The 24,562-nt window shown below is 42.4% G+C and carries 16 protein-coding genes; 6 read left to right on the top strand and 10 right to left on the bottom strand.

Annotated features, from left to right (window positions below; genetic code table 11):
• The first annotated feature begins 118 nt into the window (after window positions 1-118).
• Complete coding sequence (locus IGJ45_RS16185) at window positions 119-769, top strand: hypothetical protein (protein ID WP_409531173.1); 651 nt, start codon at window positions 119-121, stop codon at window positions 767-769.
• A gap of 43 nt (window positions 770-812) precedes the next feature.
• Here IGJ45_RS16185 and rpoC read toward each other — a convergent pair whose 3' ends face one another.
• Window positions 813-4,463 carry a DNA-directed RNA polymerase subunit beta' gene (gene rpoC, locus IGJ45_RS16190; RefSeq protein WP_003128876.1) on the bottom strand — a complete coding sequence of 1,217 codons (3,651 nt, stop codon included), beginning with the start codon at window positions 4,461-4,463 and terminating at the stop codon, window positions 813-815.
• A gap of 93 nt (window positions 4,464-4,556) precedes the next feature.
• Entirely contained in the window at window positions 4,557-8,174 is a 3,618-nt protein-coding gene (gene rpoB, locus IGJ45_RS16195; RefSeq protein ID WP_005469779.1) for a DNA-directed RNA polymerase subunit beta, read from the bottom strand.
• Window positions 8,175-8,613: 439 nt separating this feature from the next.
• On the opposite strand from rpoB, the gene IGJ45_RS16200 reads away from it, so the two are divergent.
• Window positions 8,614-9,573 (top strand): biotin--[acetyl-CoA-carboxylase] ligase, encoded by a 960-nt coding sequence (locus IGJ45_RS16200; protein ID WP_409531059.1) that lies wholly within the window; start codon window positions 8,614-8,616, stop codon window positions 9,571-9,573.
• 100 nt (window positions 9,574-9,673) lie between these two features.
• Here the strand turns inward: IGJ45_RS16200 and menA are convergent, their stop codons facing one another.
• The 3 genes from menA to pplA form a co-directional block, all read right to left on the bottom strand.
• Window positions 9,674-10,633 carry a 1,4-dihydroxy-2-naphthoate polyprenyltransferase gene (gene menA, locus IGJ45_RS16205; protein WP_409531058.1) on the bottom strand — a complete coding sequence of 320 codons (960 nt, stop codon included), beginning with the start codon at window positions 10,631-10,633 and terminating at the stop codon, window positions 9,674-9,676.
• A gap of 13 nt (window positions 10,634-10,646) precedes the next feature.
• Entirely contained in the window at window positions 10,647-11,723 is a 1,077-nt protein-coding gene (locus tag IGJ45_RS16210; protein ID WP_005469775.1) for an FAD:protein FMN transferase, read from the bottom strand.
• A 249-nt stretch (window positions 11,724-11,972) separates the two neighbouring features.
• Entirely contained in the window at window positions 11,973-12,914 is a 942-nt protein-coding gene (gene pplA, locus IGJ45_RS16215; RefSeq protein WP_252712399.1) for an extracellular electron transfer flavoprotein PplA, read from the bottom strand.
• A 268-nt stretch (window positions 12,915-13,182) separates the two neighbouring features.
• Here pplA and IGJ45_RS16220 point away from each other — a divergent pair, with 268 nt between their 5' ends.
• The 4 genes from IGJ45_RS16220 to IGJ45_RS16235 all read left to right on the top strand — a co-directional run bounded on the left by IGJ45_RS16220 (window position 13,183) and on the right by IGJ45_RS16235 (window position 17,277).
• Window positions 13,183-15,126: an NAD(P)/FAD-dependent oxidoreductase gene (locus tag IGJ45_RS16220; protein ID WP_005469767.1), complete on the top strand. Its 1,944-nt coding sequence runs from the start codon at window positions 13,183-13,185 to the stop codon at window positions 15,124-15,126.
• Between the two features lie 165 nt (window positions 15,127-15,291).
• A complete protein-coding gene (locus tag IGJ45_RS16225) occupies window positions 15,292-15,708 on the top strand; it encodes a NusG domain II-containing protein (protein WP_003128860.1) in 417 nt (138 codons plus the stop codon).
• A gap of 10 nt (window positions 15,709-15,718) precedes the next feature.
• Window positions 15,719-16,279 carry a Gx transporter family protein gene (locus IGJ45_RS16230; RefSeq protein ID WP_003128859.1) on the top strand — a complete coding sequence of 187 codons (561 nt, stop codon included), beginning with the start codon at window positions 15,719-15,721 and terminating at the stop codon, window positions 16,277-16,279.
• A gap of 11 nt (window positions 16,280-16,290) precedes the next feature.
• The gene (locus tag IGJ45_RS16235) at window positions 16,291-17,277 is read left to right on the top strand and encodes a polyprenyl synthetase family protein (RefSeq protein WP_029487375.1); all 987 of its coding nucleotides are present in this window, start codon (window positions 16,291-16,293) and stop codon (window positions 17,275-17,277) included.
• A gap of 160 nt (window positions 17,278-17,437) precedes the next feature.
• On the opposite strand, the gene gor is transcribed toward IGJ45_RS16235, so the two are convergent.
• The 5 genes from gor to IGJ45_RS16260 form a co-directional block, all read right to left on the bottom strand.
• Window positions 17,438-18,784, bottom strand: a complete 1,347-nt coding sequence (gene gor / locus IGJ45_RS16240) for a glutathione-disulfide reductase (RefSeq protein ID WP_041120319.1) — start codon at window positions 18,782-18,784, stop codon at window positions 17,438-17,440.
• Window positions 18,785-18,996: 212 nt separating this feature from the next.
• On the bottom strand, window positions 18,997-20,238 hold the full coding sequence (locus tag IGJ45_RS16245; RefSeq protein ID WP_409531056.1) for a peptidase U32 family protein: 1,242 nt from the start codon (window positions 20,236-20,238) through the stop codon (window positions 18,997-18,999).
• Window positions 20,239-20,250: 12 nt separating this feature from the next.
• Window positions 20,251-21,171 carry a peptidase U32 family protein gene (locus tag IGJ45_RS16250; protein WP_003128854.1) on the bottom strand — a complete coding sequence of 307 codons (921 nt, stop codon included), beginning with the start codon at window positions 21,169-21,171 and terminating at the stop codon, window positions 20,251-20,253.
• Window positions 21,172-21,470: 299 nt separating this feature from the next.
• Complete coding sequence (locus IGJ45_RS16255) at window positions 21,471-23,945, bottom strand: ATP-dependent Clp protease ATP-binding subunit (protein WP_081131176.1); 2,475 nt, start codon at window positions 23,943-23,945, stop codon at window positions 21,471-21,473.
• A gap of 5 nt (window positions 23,946-23,950) precedes the next feature.
• The gene (locus tag IGJ45_RS16260; protein WP_003128852.1) at window positions 23,951-24,418 is read right to left on the bottom strand and encodes a CtsR family transcriptional regulator; all 468 of its coding nucleotides are present in this window, start codon (window positions 24,416-24,418) and stop codon (window positions 23,951-23,953) included.
• Window positions 24,419-24,562 lie beyond the last annotated feature (144 nt).

The following is a 24,562-nucleotide window of genomic DNA, read 5'->3' on the forward strand; positions in this document are numbered from 1 at the left end:
CTATTTCAAGCATAGTATGAATCTAAAAAAAAGTACACCAAAACCTACTACTTGAGAAAATTTCTCAGCTTTTCACGTATTTCTTTATGAGGCAAAGGAGGAGGAGACAGTGTATCTGATGTGGGGGTATATTTTAGGTGCAGCGGTATATGCGTTTATTCAAACCACTTACTGGCAAGATGATCCAAGCGAATATTTTGATGATTTTCATAGAAAACCTCCTATTTTCTATTCCGTGGCCCAACAGGCATTTTTTCCTTTTATCAAGCATGCTCAAGTTTTATTGGATTGCACTGCTGCTAGTTTATTGGCAAAAAGCGTTTATGCTTGGCTGATCTGGCTTGCTTTCCTACAACCATCCGTAGGGGAGTGTTGGCTGGCATTGGTCTGGTTGAACAGTGCTTACCTCCTCACTCTGACAGATCTTTACGACTATAGTGTTAAGGGAGAGATTCTCTATCCTTCTTTGTTTTTATTGGCTTTTACCAATCTCATGAACGCACAGCCTTTTCATTGGCAGAACTTCCTCCTGCTTCTGCCATTATTCTTTTTCGTTTGGCAAGAACAGCTAGGAGATGGTGACTTATTCTTGATTGGTGGTTGGGCGCCTTGGCTGTCTACTCACCAACTCCTGTGGCTGTTGATTATCGCTAGCTGCTGCGGGCTCTTGTTTTTTTCATTGCATAAGCTGTTTGTCAGAAACCAATTACGAATGCTGCCCTTTGTTCCTTGTTTGAGTTTAGCATTAGTCATCGTGCGTTTCCTTTAACAAAAAAGCCCGCTGTTTCATTAGCGAAACAGCGGGCTTTTGTTTAGTTTTGGTTGTTCAATGCATCTTCTGCAGCCATTTGCGCTTCAATGTCGGAAATACTATAGACATTTTCACTCGCAACAGTGACTTCTTTTGGTTCCATTTCACGGTAGCGAGCCATACCAGTACCTGCAGGAATAATCTTACCGATGATAACATTTTCCTTCAATCCTAGTAATGGATCTTTCTTCCCGCGGATCGCAGCATCTGTCAACACGCGCGTTGTTTCTTGGAAGGATGCAGCAGATAAGAAGCTGTTTGTTTCCAAGGATGCTTTTGTGATACCAAGTAAGACTGGGCGGCTGGTAGCAGGAACCCCACCGGCAACTAATGTGTTGTAGTTGCGGTCTTTAAAGTCAGCGATATCCATCAATGTTCCTGGCAAGATGTCTGAATCACCTGGATCCATGACACGAACTTTACGCAACATTTGACGAACCATTACTTCGATATGTTTGTCGCCGATTTCTACCCCTTGCATACGGTAAACGCGTTGTACTTCACGCAATAGATAGTTTTCAACAGACAAGACGTCACGTACTTGCAGCAATTGTTTTGGATCGATTGATCCTTCTGTCAATGGTGCACCACGATGGATAAAGTCTCCTTCAACCACTTTCATACGTGCGGTAAATGGTACAGTATAGGTCCGAGTATCAGTTTCCCCTTTGATCGTCACTTCTTTCGTACGAGTAGACGCATCTTCAGAGATATCGATTACTTCACCGGTAACTTCAGTGATGACCGCTTGACCTTTCGGATTACGGGCTTCAAAGATTTCTTGGACACGAGGCAGACCTTGAGTGATATCATCACCGGCTACCCCACCGGTATGGAATGTACGCATGGTCAACTGAGTACCTGGTTCACCGATTGATTGGGCAGCGATCGTACCAACTGCTTCACCAACTTCAACTTCTGAACCAGTTGCCAAGTTACGGCCATAACAATGTTTACATACACCATGTTTTGTATTACATGTAAAGACGGAACGGATCGAAACAGTTTCGATTCCTGCGTCAACGATTTCTTTGGCAAGGTCTTCAGTGATCAATTGATCTGGTCCGACAATGACTGCACCAGTCTCTGGATGGATCGCTGATTTACGTGTGTAACGTCCAATCAAGCGTTCTTCCAATGATTCGATGATTTCGTTACCTTCACGAATGGCTTGAATATCTAAGCCACGGTCGGTTCCGCAATCTTCTTCACGAATGATGACATCTTGCGCCACGTCAACCAAACGACGAGTCAAGTAACCAGAATCGGCTGTCTTCAAGGCGGTATCGGTCATTCCTTTACGAGCCCCGTGAGTAGAGATAAACATTTCTAAGACAGAAAGTCCTTCACGGAAGTTTGAAATGATCGGCAATTCCATGATTTGTCCATTCGGCGCAGCCATCAATCCACGCATCCCAGCAAGCTGAGTAAAGTTGGAGATGTTACCACGGGCTCCAGAATCAGACATCATGAAGATTGGGTTTTTCGCTTCCAATGATTCCATCAGTTTCAATTGGATCTCATCTTTCGCGGCATTCCAGACACCGATTACGCGTTCATAACGTTCATCATCAGTAATCAAACCACGACGGAATTGTTTCGTGATCGTTTCAACTTGTTTGTGGGCATTTTCGATGATGTCATGTTTTTCATGCAAGTTCATGATATCTGCGATACCTACAGTGATACCGGCCATTGTAGAATGGCTATACCCTAAGTCTTTCATGCGGTCAAGCATCCGTGATGTTTCAGTGATGCGGAAACGTTTGAAGACTTCAGAAATAATATTTCCTAAGTTTTTCTTCTTGAATGGTCCGACTAGTTCTTGTTCTTTGATGAAAGCAGGAATATCTGTTCCAGCTTCGACAAAGTACTTATCTGGTGTTTGGACTGTCAAGTTGAAATCTGTTGGTTCATTCAAGTAAGGGAATTCTGTTGGCATGATCGAGTTGAAGATCACTTTCCCAACAGTCGTTACCATCAAGCGTTCTTTTTGTTCTGCAGTAAATGGTTTGTCTCCTAATGTGTTTGGATTGATCGCAATACGGGTGTGTAAATGCACGTAACCATTGCGCCAAGCAGTTACTGCTTCGTCCATGTCGCGGAAGATCATGCCTTCCCCTTCGCGGCCTTCTTCTTCCATCGTCAAGTAGTAGTTCCCTAGGACCATATCTTGAGATGGCGTTACAACTGGCTTACCGTCTTTCGGATTCAAGATGTTTTGTGCTGCTAACATCAACATCCGTGCTTCGGCTTGCGCTTCTTCATTCAATGGCACGTGGACAGCCATTTGGTCTCCATCGAAATCGGCATTGTATGCTTCACAGACTAGTGGGTGCAAACGAATCGCACGGCCTTCAACCAATACAGGTTCAAATGCTTGAATTCCAAGTCTGTGCAACGTAGGTGCCCGGTTCAAAAGAACAGGGTGTTCTTTGATGACGTCTTCTAGGACATCCCAAACTTCATCTTCTTGGCGTTCGATTTTACGTTTCGCATTTTTGATGTTTGACGCGATTTCACGAGAAACCAATTCACGCATCACAAATGGTTTGAACAATTCGATCGCCATTTCTTTTGGCAATCCACATTGATACATTTTTAGGAATGGACCAACGACGATAACGGAACGACCAGAATAGTCAACACGTTTACCTAGCAAGTTTTGACGGAAACGACCTTGTTTCCCTTTCAACATATGAGAAAGAGATTTCAATGGACGGTTACCTGGTCCAGCAACTGGACGACCGCGACGACCATTATCGATCAAGGCATCCACTGCTTCTTGGAGCATCCGTTTTTCATTTTGAACAATAATATTCGGTGCATTTAAGTCTAATAGACGTTTCAAGCGATTGTTCCGGTTGATTACACGGCGATAAAGATCGTTCAAGTCACTTGTTGCGAAACGGCCACCTTCTAATTGGACCATTGGGCGCAAATCAGGCGGGATAACTGGAATAACATCCATGACCATCCAGCTTGGTTTGTTTCCTGAAGCACGGAAAGCTTCTAAGATATCCAAACGACGGATCGCACGTGTCCGTTTTTGTCCGGTCGCATTTTTCAATTCTTCTTTTAGTTCGGCCACTTCGCCGTCTAGATCCACACCATCCAACAATTGTTTGATGGCTTCAGCACCCATCGCTGCTGAAAATTCTTGACCGTATTGGTCACGTTTTTCACGGTATTCCCGTTCAGTCAATAATTGTTTCTTCTCAAGACTAGTGTTTCCTGGCTCGATCACGACATAAGAAGCAAAATAAATGATTTCTTCCAAGGCACGTGGGCTCATGTCTAACACTAGACCCATCCGTGAAGGAATGCCTTTGAAGTACCAAATATGTGATACAGGTGCCGCTAATTCAATGTGACCCATCCGTTCACGACGAACTTTTGAGCGAGTGACTTCAACACCGCAACGGTCACAAACGATTCCTTTATAACGAATTCGTTTGTATTTTCCGCAGGCACATTCCCAGTCTTTGGTTGGGCCGAAAATACGCTCGTCAAACAACCCTTCGCGTTCAGGTTTCAACGTACGATAGTTAATGGTTTCAGGTTTTTTTACTTCACCGTAAGACCAGCTTCTGATTTTTTCAGGAGAAGCCAAACCGATTTGCATACTTTCGAATTTATTTACATCGATCAAAAAAGGTTCCCTCCATTTCATTTCATGGACATATCCGATAGAACACGAGGTTGGGACCTCCGTCTGATTTTGACGGGTGTCCCCTCGTTTCTATTATTGCAAGCGATCTTCTGCTGTCTCGATTTGTTGGTTCAAATCATCGGCGGCATTTTTAGCTTCTGTTTGTGCTTGTTGCTCAATTTCACGAGCATTTTGTTGTTCGGCAAATTTTGTTAAGGCGTCCACGGTGATCAAGTCATCATCGTCATCATCCATATCACGCAATTCAATCTCTGCATCATCAATGTCTAAGACACGCATGTCTAAACCAAGTGATTGCAATTCTTTGACTAATACGCGGAATGATTCTGGTACGCCTGGTTTTGGAATTGGTTCCCCTTTAACGATCGCTTCGTATGTCTTCACACGACCAACAACGTCATCTGATTTGTACGTCAAGATCTCTTGCAAGGTATAAGCAGCACCGTATGCTTCCAGTGCCCAAACTTCCATTTCCCCGAAACGTTGTCCACCAAATTGTGCTTTACCACCCAATGGTTGTTGCGTAACCAGTGAGTATGGTCCAATTGAGCGGGCATGTAATTTATCATCGACCATGTGGGCCAATTTGATCATATACATGACACCTACGGAGATTCGACCATCAAATGGTTCTCCAGTACGGCCATCATACAAAACGGTTTTGGCGTCGCTAGCCATGCCGGCTTCTGCAACTGTTGCCCAGACATCTTCATCGCTGGCACCATCAAAGACTGGTGTAGCCACGTGGATTCCTAATTGGCGGGCAGCCATTCCTAAGTGTAATTCCAATACTTGTCCAATGTTCATCCGTGAAGGCACCCCTAATGGGTTCAACATGATATCAACTGGTGTACCGTCTGGTAAGAAAGGCATGTCTTCTTCTGGCATAATGCGAGAAACGACCCCTTTGTTTCCGTGACGGCCGGCCATTTTATCCCCTTCATGGATTTTCCGTTTTTGAACGATATACACGCGAACGAGCATATTGACACCTGGTGACAATTCATCGCCAGCTTCGCGGGTAAAGATTTTCACATCATGGACGATTCCGCCACCACCGTGAGGTACGCGCAGAGAAGTATCGCGGACTTCGCGGGCTTTTTCACCAAAGATTGCATGAAGCAAGCGTTCTTCTGCAGATAGTTCCGTTACCCCTTTAGGCGTTACTTTACCAACCAACAGATCGCCATCTTTGACTTCCGCACCAATGCGGATGATACCCATTTCGTCTAGATCTTTCAATGCGTCTTCCCCGACATTCGGGATTTCACGAGTGATTTCTTCAGGTCCTAATTTTGTATCACGAGCTTCTGATTCATATTCTTCAATATGCACAGAAGTGTAGACATCATCTTTCACCAAACGGCGGCTCATGATGATGGCATCTTCATAGTTGTACCCTTCCCAAGTCATGAATGCGACTAGAACGTTTTGTCCTAATGCCATTTCACCATTTTCCATGGATGGGCCATCTGCAAGGATGTCGCCTTTTTCTACTTTTTCGCCAAGGGCTACAAGTGGGCGTTGGTTGTAACTTGTTCCTGAGTTAGAACGACGGAATTTCGTTACCGAATAAACATCTAATGCGCCATTGTCGCGACGAACGCGAATTTCAGCAGCATCCACATATTCGACGATTCCATCTTGTTTACACAATAATGCAGCACCTGAGTCATGGGCTGATTTGTATTCCATACCAGTACCAACCCATGGTGATTTAGGGTTGATCAATGGAACTGCTTGCCGCTGCATGTTGGCACCCATCAAGGCACGGTTGGAGTCATCGTTTTCCAAGAATGGGATACAAGCTGTTGCGACTGCGACTACTTGTTTAGGTGAAACGTCCATGTAGTCCACTTTGTCGATCGACACTTCTAAGTTTTCAGAAGTCGCACGAGCCATAACAACGTCATTCACGAATGTACCGTCTTCATTCAGCAAGCTGTTTGCTTGGGCAACGACGTAATGGTCTTCGATATCTGCAGTCAGATAGTCGATTTGATCTGTCACACGGCCAGTCTCCCGATCAACACGACGATAAGGGGTTTCGATAAAGCCATATTTATTGACTTTGGCATAAGACGCCAAGCTATTGATCAACCCGATGTTCGGTCCTTCAGGCGTTTCGATCGGACACATCCGGCCATAGTGGGAATAGTGAACGTCCCGTACTTCATATCCAGCACGGTCACGCGTCAAACCACCAGGTCCTAAGGCTGATAAACGACGTTTATGGGTCAACTCACCCAATGGGTTGGTTTGGTCCATGAACTGTGACAACTGAGAAGAACCAAAGAATTCTTTGATACTTGCTACAACAGGACGAATATTGATCAATTGTTGCGGTGTCAATGTTTCTGTGTCTTGGATTGACATCCGTTCACGAACGACACGTTCCATCCGAGCAAGTCCGATCCGGAATTGATTTTGCAATAATTCCCCAACTGAACGAATGCGGCGGTTTCCTAAGTGGTCGATATCATCAACATTGCCGATACCTTCCATTAAATTAAAGAAGTAGCTCATAGAAGCAATGATATCCGCTGGACGTACTGTACGAACGGTCGTATCTGGATAGCCATTACCGATAACATTCACTTCTTGTTCTGGATCTTTTGGTGAAAAGACTTTGATGACTTGAACAGTCATTGGTTCTGTAACAACACCGTCTTCTGATGGGTAGTAAGTAACACTATTTAAACCATTATCGATAAAGGCACCTAATGTTTCCATCACTTGGTGAGTCAACACAGTTCCTTTTTCGACGATGATTTCGCCAGTTTCAGGATCAACCAATGTTTCTGCTAATGTCAAATTCAATAGACGTGTTTTCAAGTCTAATTTTTTGTTTACTTTGTAACGACCAACATTTGCTAAGTCATAGCGTTTTGGATCGAAGAAGCGAGCATTCAACAAGCTGCGTGAGCTGTCAGCCGTTTTGGGTTCGCCTGGACGCAGACGTTCGTAAACATCTTTCAGTCCTTCTTCTGTCCGAGAGTCGCTTGCATTTTTGTGCAAGTCTTTTTCGATTGTGTTGCGTAATGAATCACTGTCTCCAAAAATTTCAAAGATCGTGTCATCTGAACCAAACCCTAAGGCACGCACTAACACAGTCAAAGGAATCTTCCGAGTACGGTCAATACGTACATAAGAGATGTCTTTCGCATCTGTCTCCATTTCTAACCACGCACCGCGGTTAGGGATCACAGTTGAGCCGAATCCTTCTTTTCCGTTCTTATCGACTTTCCCATGGAAATAAACACCTGGTGAACGGACTAACTGAGAAACGATGACCCGCTCTGCCCCATTGATGATAAACGTACCTTGTTCCGTCATTAATGGAAAATCGCCAAAGAAGACTTCTTGTGACTTGATTTCGCCAGTTTCACGGTTTGTTAAACGCAATGTGACATGCAAAGGTGCCGAATAGTTGGCATCATGCGCACGAGCTTCTTCCACCGTATACTTAGGTTCTTTCAATTCATAGTCTACAAATTCTAGGGACAAATTGCCGTTAAATCCTTCGATTGGCAAAATATCTTCAAACATTTCTCTTAGGCCCTCATCTAAGAACCATTGGTAAGAGTCGGTTTGAATTTCAATCAAATTCGGTAATTCTAATACTTCACTGATCCGTGCGAAACTTCTACGTTCGCGGTGCTTTCCGTATTTTACTACGTGTCCAGCCAAGCTCTTCACCTCTTCATAAAGTCTTTCAAAAAGGCTATCCGATTATTTACAAAACTGTAACAAATATTAAATATAGATTACAGAAAGCATTTTTTGCGGCTTTTAGGCAAAAAAAAACCAAAAATAGAACGGATGCATTGGGCATTTTCTACTTTTGTTTCCTTATTCCCAAGCCGAAACGGACAATATTTCGTTTCTGCTTTTTTCTTTCAGATAGTTTTTGCAACTCCTTATTATACAGATGAAGCACATTGATGTCAAGCTTTCATTGAAAGTTGCAACGCTTTTCCGATGCATGCAAATTCTAAGTTTTCTTTAAGAAAGGATTCTCTAAAATTAGAAAAAATGACGAGAAATTTCTTTGCATTTTCTTGTTTTCTTGCTATGCTAGCAAAAAAAGCATGAGCGTTACACGTGAAACATTTTGAAAGGAGCAACTATGACAACTAGAGAAAAGATTTTGGCATTGTTGCAACAAGAAACCTCCGTTTTATCCGGAGAAAAAATTGCTCAAAAATTGGACATATCACGGACTGCCGTCTGGAAAGCGATTAAAGAATTAGAGAAAAAAGGCTACCACTTTGAACATTCAGCCAGCGGCTATCGCTATTTATCAGCAGATCGTTACGAACAACGCGCGTTACAGGAAGCACTGCCGATGGTAGCAACGATCCAGATTGCTGACCAAGTTGAGACCACGATGAAAGAAGCAAAGCTAGCTGCTTTATCTGAACTTTCGACTCCGGCTCTATTTTTAGCAGAAACACAGGTAGGCGGGCATGGTCGATTCAATCGTCCTTTCTTTTCACCCAAAGGAAAAGGAATCTATATGAGCTTATTGCTGAAGCCAAATCATACCTTCAGCGAGTTGCCTCAATACACATTATTGGCAGCGGTAGCTGTGGCACAAGCAATCGATGAGTTGACCGGCAAAGAAACACAAATCAAGTGGGTCAACGATATTTACTTAGAAGGAAAAAAAGTCTGCGGTATTTTATCTGAAGCCACTAGTGACTTTGAAAGTGGCCGCATCGCTTCGATCGTCATCGGCATAGGCATCAACTTTGCGATCCCTCAGACAGCTTTCCCAGAAGATATCCAGCAAAGGGCAACCTCTCTCTTTCCAACTGGGGAAGCTCCTGTCAATCGTGCGCGCTTGATCGCAGCAGTATGGACACGCTTCTTTGACTTGTTGGATCAATTACCGGCTGATGATTATCTAACTATTTATCGTCAGAAATCATTTGTTCTTGGTAAAACCGTTTGCTTCACACAACAAGGCATCCGCTATGAAGGAGTCGCAGAGTCCATCACTGCTACTGGTGAATTAGTGGTTCGGACAACAGAGGATGTCAAAGTCCTTTCTTCTGGTGAAATCAGTCTGGAGAAATATTCTTAGCAGCATTTTTTTCAAAAAACCAGACAAAGACCCGTCAGATCAAGAAAGACTGCTCTTACGATGCAGCCATTCTTTGTCTGACGGGTCTTTGTCTTGCTATTTAGTGAACGAGCATTTGCCAGATCAGGCATAAAATTAGGCCTAGAGCATAGCTACTGTTAAATAAAATCATGTTTTTGATTGAATAACCAAAGCTTCTTGGGTGCGGCAAACTTGCTTGATGCTCTTTCAAGTTTTGGCGAATCTTCGGTAAGGTTAGAAAGACGAGTAAGATCGGCCACTGATAAAGACCAAACAAAAATCCGATCAAAATCGCACCGTAGGATGCCAGCATCAATCCTTGGAAAAGATGAATGCCGTTGATCCGACCAATGTAATAAACCAATGTGTACCGGTGGTTCTCAATATCTGTTTCTAAATCACGCAAGTTATTTGCCAACATAATATTGGCAATCGTAAATACAAGGGGCAAGGATGCTAATACAATGGCACATACCGCCCACAGATGACCCACTAATCCGAAGGTTCCGGTCGCAAAATCAATGTCTAAATAAAAAACTTTTTGTGTGACAGTGTTCAGATAGATGGTGATGGCAAAAATACCTAATCCCATCGTCACTCCACTAAAGACTTCCCCCAATGGCATCCGAGATAAGGGAACCGGCCCAAAGGTATAAAACACCCCGATAAAGCATACGACTAATCCCATCAGCAATAAAAGCCAGCCTGTCATCCAAGTCAGATAAAGACCGATCAACAACGTCAGCGTCAACATGCCAAAAATCATGTTCCGTACAAGGGTTTCGGGAATCTTTTCCCGACCGATCACATTTTGTTCATACTTATAAACCTTAGACTTTGCTTTTTTGAAATCCATGTAGTTATTGATCGATGTTGTCGTTAAATCAAACAAGATCATCCCTACAAAAAATATAATGGTGTTCAATGGATGGAATTCATGGAAGTATACGAGAGAAAACAAGATTCCCATAATAAACGGAAAAATACTGGCAACCTTAGTTCGAATCTCAACAACTTCTAAAAATACTGCAAGAGACACAAGATCCCTCCTCTTATTTTAAATCGGCACGATCGCCCATCGTGTAACCTGATTCTTCAGACAGCTTAAAGGTATCTTTGATTCCATCCGTAACATAGACGATCCCTTCTTTCGTGATGAAGATCGCATCTGTTCCTTTGTCTGTGTGCTGTTCGATATATTCTAAACCAGCTTTGATCCCTTTATCAAAAACCACCGTCGTCAAACCATCGCCATCGATCGATTTATCTGTGATCACAGATACACTGGCAATGTCATTGTCATACGGATACCCTGTTTCTGAATCAAAGATATGGTGATAGGTTTTGCCGTCGACTTTCAAATAGCGTTCATAGATTCCTGAAGTGACCACCGTTTTGTTGGTTTCTTTGATACTGCCAATAATGGAACCGCGGGCTTCGTTGGGATCTTGGATCCCCACATTCCAAGGTTCGTCTTCACCACGATTGCTATGTCCTAACACATAGACATTGCCGCCTAAGTCAACGATTGCCGAGGTAACCCCTTGTTCCTTCAATACTTTGACTACTTCATCCGTGATATATCCTTTAGCGATCGCTCCTAAGTCAATGATCATATCTTTGTCTTTTAAATAGACGGTCTTCTCATCATCATTGAACTCAACTTTCCGATAATCGATATGTTTTAGTGCTTCATCAATTTCCGATTGTTCCGGTTTGCGAGCATCATCAAATCCAATCCGCCACAATTGGGTGATCGCACCGATAGCCATATTGAACCCGCCATTAGATTTTTTGCTATAGTCATAGGCATCCTTCAATAGAAAATAAATATCATCAGAAACTTTGACTGGTTTGATTCCAGCTTGGGCATTGATCTCGTCAACTTCTGATCCCGCTTGGTTGATCGTAATCTTGTCTCCCAATTCTTTGATGCGGGCAAACGCTGGTTTCATCGCAGACTCTTTGCCTTCATCGTAAATTCTGATGCGTGTATACGTGCCTAATAAAAATTCTTCTTGAAAATATGGTTCGTCTCTTAATTGAACAGTTTCTTTTTCACTGCCGCAAGCGGATAATATTGTGATAAAAAAAACAATCAATGCAAAAAACGGTAATTTCTTTTTCATGGTCTTCCTCTTTTCTGTTGTATTCAATTTTATTATAATAGCTTTTTTTTTCTAAAATGAAAAGGGTTGGCGCCAGAATCTTAGTTTCTTTTGCGATTCTTTAATCTCTTCTGTTTCTTTATCAGACAGAGGGAGTCCACGTAGAAAGGTTTTCTACTAGAATTTTTTTATTATTGGTAGGTTATTTAGCGCTTTTGAACATAAAAAAAGCGGTACTCTACATCAGAATACCGCTTGTTCATTTATGAATTATTCAGTGACGATGTTGTCCACTTGGATAGGTGTTTCGTCCCCTTTTTCTGCTGCGTTCAACAATTGTTGTGCATAGATCACGAAGCTGTGGAAGCTGTGTGTCGCACCAGAAACAACATCCATATCAGCAACTGAACCATCTTCAGCATTGACTGCTGTCACGAATGCTTCGTTGAAGTTTGGAATAAATTCTTCTGGGTTTGTACCAGATTTTGCTTTCATGTTTTCGTTGTATTCCGCATCATCTTTTTTAGATTTGCCATCTTCGTTAACATAGTCATAGTTAGATTCAGACACTTTGCCGTCTTTGACAGTGATTGAGAATGCTACACGGTAGCCATTTGAATAGTTCTTTTCTTCTAAGCTATACGTACCATCTTTCAAGTCTGCACCGTTGTCGATCTCGATTGTATCTGTGTTGCCTGCTTGAGCAGCTTGGATCAATTGTTGTGCATAGTTTTGGAATGAATCGAATGAGTGTGTCGCACCAGAAACAACTTCAATTGCTGAAGGGCTTTGTGCCGCAACCAATTCTTCATTGAATTTAGGAATAAATTCTTCTGGACTGATTCCTGCTTTGGCTTTCATGTTTTCGTTGTATTCCGCATTTTTTGTTTTTGATTCGCCGTCTGCATTGATGTTGTCATATTTAGATTCAGTGATTTTGCCATCTTTAACAGTGATTTCAAAAACTACGCGGTAATCATTTGAATAATTTTTTTCTTCTAATTTATATGTGCCATCTTGCAATGGTGCTCCTGCGACTACTTTCGCTTCTGATTCAGAAGTTGCTGTTGCTGATTCGCTGCTAGCGACTTGTGAAGTACTTTCTTTTGTTGACGAAGAAGCTGACGTGTTGTTGTCAGATCCACAACCTACTAATACTAACGCTGAGAATGAAAATACCGCCATACCTACCATTAATTTCTTTGCTTTCATAATGCTCCACCTTTTACTAATTATTTTCCCACAAAAAAAGTTTGTGATTCATCTAACATTTTAAAGTAAATTAGAAATATGTCAACCGCTTCCCTATGGCTTTTGTGAATATTTTTGAACTTTTTTTGATTTTCGCAAATTTTCACGAATTTCATGAAATATCGTATTTTCCTATCAGAAAAGTTAGACAAACGATGGATTTCTATATATAATAGGAACGATTGTGTATTTATTATCATAGATTATTTTTTTTAAGGAGAGATTTGCAATGGCAAAGAAAAGCATTGTCGTTGTCGGTGCAGGGTATGCCGGTGTTTCAGCAACCAAGTACATGGCAAAAAAATTGAAAAAAGACAATGATGTAGAAATAACATTGATCGATCGTCACTCTTATCACACCATGATGACCGAACTGCACGAGGTTGCCGGGGGACGTGTCGAGCCGACCGCAATCCAATATGACTTGCAACGTTTGTTTTCACGTAAGAAAAATGTTCGCTTAGTAACCGACACGGTAACTGCTATCGATAAAGAAAAGAAAGTCGTACAAACAAAACAAGGCAGCTATTCCTTTGATTACTTGATCTTAGGTATGGGTGGCGAACCAAATGACTTCGGCACTCCAGGAGTAAAAGAACACGGATTTACTCTATGGTCATTTGAAGATTCTGTTCGCATTCGTGAACACATCGAAAAAACTGTTGCTAAAGCAGCAATCGAGCCTGATGCAGCACTTCGTAAAGCAATGTTGACTTTCGTTGTCTGCGGTTCTGGCTTTACCGGTATTGAAATGATCGGTGAACTGATCGACTGGAAAGAGCGTTTGGCTGAAGACTACAAATTGGATCCAAGCGAAATCACTTTGAAAGTGGTCGAAGCAATGCCTACGATCCTTAACATGTTGGATCGTAACGATGCTGCCAAAGCAGAACGCTACTTGAAACAAAAAAATGTCGAATTAGTTCTGAACGCACCAATCGTTGAAGTGGCTGAAGATCACATCAAATTAAAAGATGGTTCAACGATCCCAACTTATACACTGATTTGGACAGCTGGTGTGAAAGGAACGAGCGACGCTGCAGACTTTGGTCTAGAAACTGCTCGCGGTTTCCGCCTTGTTGCTAACGAATATATGGAAGCAAAAGGTTATGAAGACAAAAATATCTATATCATTGGTGACTTGGTCTTCTATGAAGAATTTCCAAATACACCAACACCACAAATCGTTCAAGCCGCTGAACAAACTGGTCATACAGCTGCATCAAATATCGTCGCAGCGATCAAAGGTGGCGAAAAACACAAATTTAAAGGAAATTACCAAGGATTCATGGTATCGATTGGCGCTAAATGGGGCGTAGCCAACTTATTCAATAAGATTCACCTTAGCGGTTTCTTAGCAATCATTATGAAACATATCGTCAACTTGAAATACTTCTTTGACATTCGTTCTGGCTACTACATGTTCCAATACTTGATGCATGAAATCTTCCATATCAAAGATGATCGGACAGTGGCGCGTGGTCATACTTCACGTTACGGAAACGTTCTTTGGAGTGTTCCACTGCGAATCTTCTACGGTCTAGTATGGTTCGTTGAAGCCTTCAAGAAAATTCTAGGTACAAATGGTGAAGTCTTTAAGCCAGGAACATGGTTTGGCGAAGGTTCTTGGTTCCAAGGAAACAGCGTATTCCCTTGGACTTGGGAATATCAAACTGTTGCTGATGCAGCAAGCGGCGCGAGTGAAGCAGCTGACGCTGCCAGTGCGGCAAGCGGTGCAGGCGATGCTGCCGGCGCAGCAGCAACCCAAGCAGCTCACTTTGGTTTAAGTTATGCCTACGGCGAACAACCAATGGTCGTGATCGAAAAATCACCAGATTGGTTTACAAAAGTGATGCAATTTATTATGCCTAACAACGATGTAGCAATGTTCTTCCAAAAATTCATGGTCTTCTTTGAAATTGCTTTAGCTTTAGCATTGATGGCTGGTTTGTTTACTTGGTTAGTGAATGCAACGACAATCGTTTTAGTCTTGACATTCTGTATGTCAGGTATGTTCTATTGGGTTAACATTTGGTTCATCCCAGTAGCCTTTGCATTAATGAACGGTTCTGGCCGTGCCGTTGGTTTGGATCGTTGGGTGATCCCATGGTTACAACGTACACTTGGTAAATGGTGGTACGGTACACCGCGTTCCTTATACGGTAAAAAATAATCGCTTTTTAAACGAGACTGAGGCAGCCTGATCCTTTGATCAATGTCTCAGTCTCTTTCCAAGTTAAGCACTTTTTTATCTACTAGAAAAACCTTCTCTTAAAAGTAGTAGAAAACCAGCGGATTATGCTAGAATGAGACACAGAACTTCAAAGGAGTCTTTCTGATGAAAGTAAAAGAATTTATCCGTCGTGCCCACCTGAAGCCTTGGGACGGGGTCATCATTCTGGTACTGATACTTAGCTCGTTTTTACCAATTTTGATTTTTGGGCAATCACAAAGTACCCCTACTGCCGCCAAACAAGCTGTTTTGCGAGTTGATGGCAAGGAGATCAAAGAGTTTGATTTGATTGAAGGACAAGATAGCTACACGTATCGATACGAAGATCCAGATGGTGATTACAATCTCATTGAAATCGCTGGTGACCGCATCCGCATCAAAGAAGCTGACTGTGGCGATCAAATTTGCGTCCGCCGCGGCTGGGCTTCAAAAAATGGCGAAACAATCGTATGTTTGCCACATAAATTAGTGATCGAAGTTCGTGCAACAGATGGGAGTGAGACAGACGATCTAATCTACTGATCGTGATACTATGAGTCGTTTACAGAAAATCATTTTCATCTCATTATTAGTTGCTCAAGGAGTCGTTATCGGTTTGATTGAAAATATGATCCCGTATCCTTTTGCCTTTGCTCCCGGAGCTAAATTAGGTTTAGCCAATCTGATCACGATCATTGCTTTGTTCACTATGCCTAAACGAGACAGTTTTTTGCTGATATGGCTACGTTTGATCTTAACTACACTCTTAGGCGGAACTGTTTCAACATTCTTATATAGTATGAGTGGTTCACTTTTGAGCTATTTCGGTATGTTGCTAGTAAAACAACTAGGACCTAAGCGCGTCAGCATTATCGGGATCAGTGCAGCTGGTGGTTTTTTACACAATGTTGGCCAATTGGTCACAGCTTCTTGGATTGCTCAATCCTGGAGTGTCATGCTTTACCTACCCGTTCTCGCATTTTTCGGTATTCTATCAGGGATCGCCATCGGCATCGCCGCCAACTATCTTTTGCAAAGAGTAGACACATTACGGCGATTTCAGCTTGATTATGAACGGCAAACCAATGTCAAGTGGCGTTCTGATTCAAAATAAAGGAGTCATTTATGAAACTTCATCCAATGTGGCAAGCATATCCTGCGTTGCAAAACGATTTATCTGAATCGCTGCAATTAATGGAACAATCCTTGAAACTAAAAAATAAAGCAGTAGAACAAGCGATATTAGCGATGATCCATTCTGGCGGCAAGATGCTCCGCCCGGCCTATCAGTTGTTGTTCTCTGAATTCGGAGAAGAGAAAGATTCTCAAAAAGCAGTAGCACTATCCGCAGCGATCGAAATGCTCCATACTGCTTCACTGATTCATGATGATATTGTTGATCAAGCCGATACTCGGCGAAGCTTGCCTACTATCCGTGCACAATTCGGTAATGATGTCGCCGTTTACGCGGGTGATTATCTCTTTGTATGCTGTTTTAAACTAATGGCGGATTACGCTGGTTCTCTCAAAAGTCTACAAATCAATTCTCGCAGCATGGAAACAATTTTAGCTGGAGAATTAGGACAAATGAGCAAACGCTACGACCTGAATGTGACGATTGAGGACTATCTGGAAAACATTTCCGGTAAAACAGCTGAACTGTTTGCTCTAAGCTGCTTTATCGGGGCTTATGAAAGTGGGGCTTCTCTACGTTTAGCCAATCAGGCAAAAACGATTGGTCAATCCATCGGGTTAGCATTTCAAATCATGGACGATATCCTTGATTACAGCCAAAGCGAAAGTGCCTTGGGTAAGCCTGTCCTTGAAGATGTCAAGCAGGGGGTCTACTCACTGCCGTTGTTGTTGGCACTGAAAAAAGAGCGGGCAGTGCTAACACCATTACTGGAGAAAAAAGCCGAGATGACCGATCAGGAAGCGCAGCAAGTCTACCAAATCGTTCACGACAGCCATAGCGTTGAAGAAGCACATCAATTAGCTGCTCGTTATACAAAAAAAGCCCTGCAAGGAATCAAGAAATTACCTGATCCTGGAAAAAATACCAAAGACTATTTGTATCAGATCACAAACCAAATCCTAGCTCGCACAAATTGAGTGGTTTTTCTATAAATAATAGTTTGATAAGTGATTTAGAGGTAGCTGCTTTCAACTAGCTGTCTTTCAGACAAAAAAGAACGATCTCCGATTGATTAGACGACACGTCTTCTATAATCGGAGATCGTTCTTTTTCTTTACTTCACTTTCTCTTGACTGTTTATCGCATTGTAACGAACTCTTCTGCTCCAGTCGGATGGATTGCAACGGTATTGTCGAAATCTGCCTTAGTTGCTCCCATTTTGATGGCGACGGCGAATCCTTGCAGCATTTCGTCAACACCAATTCCAATACCGTGTAGACCAATGATCTTCTCTTCTTTTCCTAAACAAACAAGTTTCATTTCACATTTTTGACGATAGTCATTCAATGCAAAGTACATTGGTGTAAAGCGTGAACGATATACTTTGATTTCTTCTTCGCCATATTTTGCGATTGCAGCTTCTTCTGAAAGACCGATCGTTGCAATTGGTGGGTGCGTAAAAATGACTGTCGGCACCAGATCATAATCTAAATGTGCCTCAGTTTGACCATTGAACAATCGTTCAGACAAGCGACGACCCGCTGCAATCGCTACTGGCGTCAACTCTAATTTGCCGATCACATCTCCAACTGCAAAGATCGATTCAGCAGTCGTATTTTGGTACTTATCAACAATGACAAAGCCTTTTTCATCTAGAGAGACATCTGTATTTTCCAAACCAAGGTGTTGGGTATTGGGCACTCGTCCCCCAGCAAACAATACACAGTCCCCCGTCAGTGTTTGACCATTTTCAAAGAAAACCGTATATTGTCCATCACGTTCTTCGATCCTTTCAGCTACATAGCCGGAATAAAGGTCCATTCCTGCTTCTCGATAAATTTCTACTAAATTGTCAGTTAACATATGATCAAACGCCCGTAATGGACGTTCTTTACGATAAGCCCAAGAAACGTGACTGCCAAATTGCTGACTCATTCCGCTAAGTTCTGCCGCAATGTATCCTGCTCCTAAGACGATCATTTCTTTAGGCACTTCTTTTAAGGCAAAAAAGCCATTGGAATCAATCGCATGTTCACCACCAGGAATCGACATGACACTAGGTTTTCCTCCTGTAGCAATTAAGATCTTTGGCGCTCTGTATTCTTGTCCATCGACCGTCACAGTATGGTTATCCACAAACTGTGCATAACCGTGGATAACTTCTACTCTGTTGCTATCTAAGCCTTTTTGATATGCTGTGTGTAAAAAATCAATATATTTTTCACGGTTATCCACAAGTTGCTTGAAATCAAATTTATCCACATGTGGATAAATACCATAGCTCGTGGCATCACGCTTAATCATTTCTAACATTTCACTTGCTTGCCACATCACTTTTTTGGGTACACAGCCCACATTGACACAAGTACCCCCCAGCTCATTGCCTTCAATCAATAAAACTTTAGCTCCATGCATTCCTGCACGGTTAGCAGAAGCAATCCCGCCACTGCCACCGCCAATCACTATGTAATCATACTCTTGCATTATTGGTCTCCTCCTTAGGAACAACTTCATTTTGGTGTATATCGAAGGATTTTTCAAATCTTACAAAAAAATGCGACAGAAAGCACCGAGTCAATGATAAAGGGAGAGGAACATAACATGTACGAAATTCAAACTCGCTTTTAGCACAGTGCGCTACCCCTCGAATCTCATTATTTTTCCTTTATCAGCCTTGGATACTTCTGTCACAGTTTTTATTTTTTCTTCCGGATCATGTCGCCAACCTGAACAGGTTCAGCGACGGGCATCGTTAGAAGCATCATCGGATTTGGCGCGCGATCGATCGATTCACCGTCTTCATTATACATGACTTCCACCTTTTGATGGAAATGGTGGAATCTAGGTCCATAAAACTCGATCTCGTCCCCCACCGAAAACAAATTCCGCTGCCGGATCGTGGCCATCTTTGTTGCGTCATCATAGGCCATGACTTCTCCGATAAACTTGTATTGCGGGATTTTACGCCGAGGACCAAATAATTGCTCATTTTCACTCGGTGTATGGTAATAAAATCCGGTAGCTAGTTCTCTTTGCGCTACCTTCCATAATTCATCAATCCACTCTTGTTTGCAGACATAGTTCTCTGGATCTTCCATATAACTGTCAACTGCCGCTTTGTACACATTCGCAACAGTTGAAACATAGTGGATCGATTTCATCCGTCCTTCGATCTTAAAACTATCGACGCCGTTTTCAATCAAGTCAGGAATATGTTCGATCATGGACATGTCGACTGCACTCATTGAGAATTCTTCTTCGATCGTTCCATTCTTTGTCAAACTCTTTCTTTCTTGTGCAAAAGGCATATCAAAAAGATCATATTTCCAACGACAAGATTGTGAGCAACCACCACGATTGGCATCTCGCATCGACATGTGATTGGACAATGTACAACGTCCAGAATAAGAGATACACATCGCCCCATGAATAAAAGCTTCAATCTCCACACTCGTATTTTTGCGGATTTCGGCGACTTCTTCCATGGATACTTCTCGAGCCAAGACAACTCGCTCAAGCCCTTCTTCTCGCCAAAATTCTAGCGTTTCATAATTTGTCGCGGAAGCTTGCGTTGAAAGATGGATCGGCAATCCTGGTGCTTCTGTCGCACAGATCTCGATCAAAGCAGGATCAGACACGATCACCGCCGAAATTCCCACATCCCGCAATTGACGGAAAAATTCCCCAGCTCCTTCTTGATTGCCTTCATGGGTGACCATATTTGCTGCTACATATACTTTAGCATTATGAGCTTTAGCAAATGCAACCCCTTCAGCCATCTCTTCATAGGTAAAGTTTCCGGCACGACTGCGTAAGCCATAGGCGTTGCCGCCTATATAAACAGCATCCGCCCCGTAATGAATGGCTGTTTTTAATTTTTCTAATGTACCGGCTGGTGCCAATACTTCTGGCCGTTTCAATTTTTGTTTGACTGTCATTTCCATTGCTCCTTACTTGATATCCTCTGGATTGATCGCATAAAAACCGGTATCTAACCCCCGTTGAGCTGGATGTAGCTGACGTACTTGTTCACTCAAGCTAGCTGCTTGTTCAGCAGTCCATGTGCCTTCAGTAAGCAACTGCTTCGCCTGTGCAAAACAAGCTACGATCGAGACAAACGCTGTCCCTGGAGTAAATAAACCGTCTAACTTCCAAGTCTGGTACCCCGTTTCAAAAAGAGACTGCAATTCATTCATCAAATTGATGTCATTATTGGCGAAAATATGCGTGCCATGACTGTCTTCATAAATCGAGTAGTGGGTATCCTCCTTCTTGGGTTCTGATAAAAATAAACCTCGCTCACGAGATTTTTCATCTTCCTGTTGCGTATAATTATAATAATTTTGAAGCAATGGACGTTTCGACTGATGGATGCACGTTGCCCCATAGACAAGCACTTCCGCAGGAATCGTTAGCTGTGGTGCTAAAACTGTCATTTCTCCAAAGGGGACTTCTCTTGCTAAAACTGCTCCAATCGCCCCTTTTTGCCCCCAAAAATTGATTTGTCTAGCACTGGTGACCAGCGTCTCTCCATCGTATACAAACGGCAATGCCAATTCCGGATTCTTTTTCATACGATAAATGATTCCTGGATCGCCGATAGAAATTTTATCAACATGGTTGGCCTTCAAAAAAGCCAAGTATTCTGGAACTAGCGTCATTTTTTGCGGGTGCATGATGCCATTGACTGCCGCCATCGCTTGTTTTCCTTCTGCTTGCGCTAAGCGGATCAATTCGCTTTGTTCCTCTCGTGAGAAAGATGTCGGCAAACGCAAACCGAAAGTTTCTTCTCCGAAAAAAATAGTATCTACATAAGGTAAGAGCTGTTTTGCTTGTTCGATCGACTCCACCGTTGCGATAATCTCAACCATGATATTCCTCCTCTATAACTCACTAATAGTATCACAGGCAACACGGCTTTCCAAGACTTCCTTTTGAACTTTTTTCACTAAAAAAAGGAATACTCAGCGATGAGAACTGGTAATACAACTTTAACACTCTTTTAAATTTGTGAACTTTATGAGTTTTTATCTCCATTTCAATTGTTCGAAATCCAACAAATACTATTTGCCCACAAAAAAACTATCCAAGCAGCAAACGATGGTTCAGCCTACATTCTGCTGACCATCAGTCGTTTGCTAGTTAGATAGTTTTATTTTTCTTTATGAGCTTATACTTGTTGAAGAATACGAGATTGGCCTTCTTTTACATTCAATGTAATTGAGCCTTTCGATGCCCCAATCGTCACCCGGTCACCTAAATGGATTTGTCCCGACAATAGTGCTTCGCTTAAGCGGTCTTCGACCTCTTTTTGCAATGCTCGACGAATTGGGCGAGCCCCATATTCTGGATCAAAACCAGCTTTACCGATGACATCAATCGCTGCAGATGTGATCTTCAGTTGAATGTCTTGATCACTGAGACGTTTGATGATCGCTTTACTCATGATTTTAACGATTTCATGAATTTCATCTTCACCTAATGAACGGAAGACAACTGTTTCATCCACCCGATTCAAGAACTCAGGACGGAATGCTTTCTTGAGCTCTTCCAGAATCCGTTTTTGCATCGCTTGATGGTCTTTGCTAAGATCCACCACATTGAAACCTACATTCTTTTCTTCACGAATCTGTTGTGCACCGATATTTGAGGTCATAATCAGGATTGTATTACGGAAATCGACTTTCCGCCCTTTGGCATCTGTCAAATGACCATCATCAAGGACTTGTAAGAGAATATTGAAGACATCTGGATGAGCTTTTTCCACTTCATCTAGTAAAATCACTGAATAAGGTTTTGAACGAATCTTTTCAGTTAATTGTCCACCCTCATCGTAACCAACATAACCAGGAGGGGAGCCAATCAAACGACTTGTACTGTATTTCTCCATAAACTCAGACATATCCACACGAACGAGTGAATCCTCACTGCCAAACATTGCTTCTGCCAAGGCTTTTGCCAGCTCTGTTTTTCCGACACCCGTAGGACCTAGGAACATGAATGAACCAATTGGACGATTCGGATCTTTTAGACCACTACGTGCTCGACGAATCGAACGTGCGACTGCTTTCACAGCTTCTTCTTGACCAACAACTCGCTGATGCAGGATTTTTTCTAGATCGAGAAGCCGTTCACTTTCTTTTTTCTCCATTTGCTGTAAAGGAACGCCCGTCCATTGCGACACGACTGCCGCAACATCTTCGCCAGTGACACTGTCTGCGTAGCCAGAAGCTTCTTTCACTTCCATGAACGCAACTTCAGTCAACTGCTGGGTCAATTTCTTCTCTTTGATGCGCAAACGAGCTGCGGCTTCAAAGTCTTGTTGGCGAATCGCTGCTTCTTTTTCTTCAATCAGATTGGCGATTTCATTTTGTAAATCGGCCAACTCAGAACTTTCGTCTGTTTTATCCAAGCGCACTTTTGCTGCCGATTCGTCCATCAAGTCAATGGCTTTGTCTGGCAACTGCCGTGAATTGATATAGCGTACCGACAATTGGACAGCGGCATGCAGGGCATCATCTGAAATCTCTACGCCGTGATGCTCTTCATAACGGGGACGTAATCCTCGTAAAATTTCTTCTGCTTCTTCTGGCGTTGGCTCATCCACTTGAACACGGGCAAACCGTCTTTCCAATGCAGAATCTTTTTCGATATACTTTTGATATTCATCTAAGGTCGTAGCACCGATTGTTTGTAATTCACCGCGGGCTAATGCAGGTTTTAATATATTCGATGCATCGATAGCACCTTCCGCACCACCAGCACCAATCAGTGTATGCAGCTCATCAATAAATAAAATGATCTGACCATCTTGGTAAATTTCGTCGATGATTTTCTTCATTCGATCTTCAAATTCACCGCGATATTTCGTGCCAGCTACTAAAGCACCCATATCTAACATCATTAAGCGTTTGTTCTGCATATCTTCTGGTACTTCACCGTGAATGATTTTTTGTGCCAATCCTTCAGCAATAGCTGTTTTACCAACCCCCGGTTCCCCTACTAAAACAGGGTTGTTTTTGGTCCGGCGGCTTAGGATTTGAATCAATCGTTTCACTTCTTTTGCTCGACCCACTACTGGATCTAAGCGTTTATCTCTTGCCAATTTTGTTAAATCTCGAGCTAGTGAGTCCAGCGTCGGCGTTCCTTGTGCTTTTCCTTGAGGACGACGACGACCCGCACCACCGGCATTTTTTGTGTCATTGATACCCATTTTTTTCTTTAATAACTGCCGCATTTTAGCCAAACTCAACCCTAAGTTCAACATGATTCTTGAGGCTAAAATATCTTCATCCCGAAGCAATCCTAACAAAAGATGCTCTGTGCCGATTTGAAGAGCGCCTAAACGCTTAGCTTCATCTCCAGCATAAGCAAATGTTTGCTTCGCTCGTGGGGAATAGGCTAGATAGGCATTCTCTGGGTATTGGCGAACAGTTCCGTAACCTGTTAAATGCTCGATTTCTTCGCGAATATCATTTTCAGTGATATTCATTTCCCGTAACGTTTTGCCGGCAATGCCATTTTGTTCAATGACTAAGGCAAGCAAGATGTGTTCTGAACCTACGGACTGATGTTTAAAGTACTTTGCTTCTTCCTGTGCGATCGTCAGCACAGCTTTCGCTCGTTGTGTAAATAGTTCATCCATCTCATTCACTTCCTGTCTTCATAACTTAAACGTTCTAAAATTGCATGGAGCAAGTCTGCTCGTGTTCGATTTTCATAAGGAGAACGTCCTAATACTGACTTCGCAATGACGGTCAACAATAAATTGCCCTCACGCTTCGACAGGATTCCTTCCTCATAAAGTTTTTGGATTATTGCATAAGCATCTTTTTCCGAGATGGTTTCATCAAATAATTGATTCATTTCTTCAAGGTAGTGGTGGTTATCCGTGATCTTTACTTTTTCGATACGGATATATCCTCCGCCTCCACGTTTGCTTTCAACAGTATACCCTCTTTGAATAGTGAAACGGGTATTGATCACATAATTTATTTGTGAAGGCACACAATTGAATAAATTCGCCATTTCAGCTCGGCGAATCTCGATTGTTTCGCTGTCTTCAAGAATTTTCTTCAAATATGCCTCAATCAAATCGGAAGTGTTATGATGATTCAATTCATTCCCTCCCTTGACTAATTCTGACCTTCATTATACCCAATTTTTGAAAACTTGAAAAGATGTACGCCTAGAGATGCGGAATTACTAAAAGAAACTTAAACAGCTAGCTCTTTTTTCGCATCACAAAAAAACTATCCGCAT

It is taken from the genome of Enterococcus sp. DIV0574, assembly GCF_051711125.1.
GTDB classification, from domain to species: domain Bacteria; phylum Bacillota; class Bacilli; order Lactobacillales; family Enterococcaceae; genus Enterococcus_D; species Enterococcus_D gallinarum.

Bases quoted from the DNA above. Each gene is read 5' to 3' on its own strand.
- IGJ45_RS16210 (WP_005469775.1), bottom strand. From the start codon at position 11,723: ATGAAAAAGAAATTACCGTTTTTTGCATTGATTGTTTTTTTTATCACA.
- IGJ45_RS16185 (WP_409531173.1), top strand. From the start codon at position 119: ATGTGGGGGTATATTTTAGGTGCAGCGGTATATGCGTTTATTCAAACC.
- IGJ45_RS16200 (WP_409531059.1), top strand. From the start codon at position 8,614: ATGACAACTAGAGAAAAGATTTTGGCATTGTTGCAACAAGAAACCTCC.
- pplA (WP_252712399.1), bottom strand. From the start codon at position 12,914: ATGAAAGCAAAGAAATTAATGGTAGGTATGGCGGTATTTTCATTCTCA.
- IGJ45_RS16235 (WP_029487375.1), top strand. From the start codon at position 16,291: ATGAAACTTCATCCAATGTGGCAAGCATATCCTGCGTTGCAAAACGAT.
- IGJ45_RS16225 (WP_003128860.1), top strand. From the start codon at position 15,292: ATGAAAGTAAAAGAATTTATCCGTCGTGCCCACCTGAAGCCTTGGGAC.
- IGJ45_RS16245 (WP_409531056.1), bottom strand. From the start codon at position 20,238: ATGACAGTCAAACAAAAATTGAAACGGCCAGAAGTATTGGCACCAGCC.
- gor (WP_041120319.1), bottom strand. From the start codon at position 18,784: ATGCAAGAGTATGATTACATAGTGATTGGCGGTGGCAGTGGCGGGATT.
- IGJ45_RS16230 (WP_003128859.1), top strand. From the start codon at position 15,719: ATGAGTCGTTTACAGAAAATCATTTTCATCTCATTATTAGTTGCTCAA.
- IGJ45_RS16250 (WP_003128854.1), bottom strand. From the start codon at position 21,171: ATGGTTGAGATTATCGCAACGGTGGAGTCGATCGAACAAGCAAAACAG.
- IGJ45_RS16255 (WP_081131176.1), bottom strand. From the start codon at position 23,945: ATGGATGAACTATTTACACAACGAGCGAAAGCTGTGCTGACGATCGCA.
- IGJ45_RS16220 (WP_005469767.1), top strand. From the start codon at position 13,183: ATGGCAAAGAAAAGCATTGTCGTTGTCGGTGCAGGGTATGCCGGTGTT.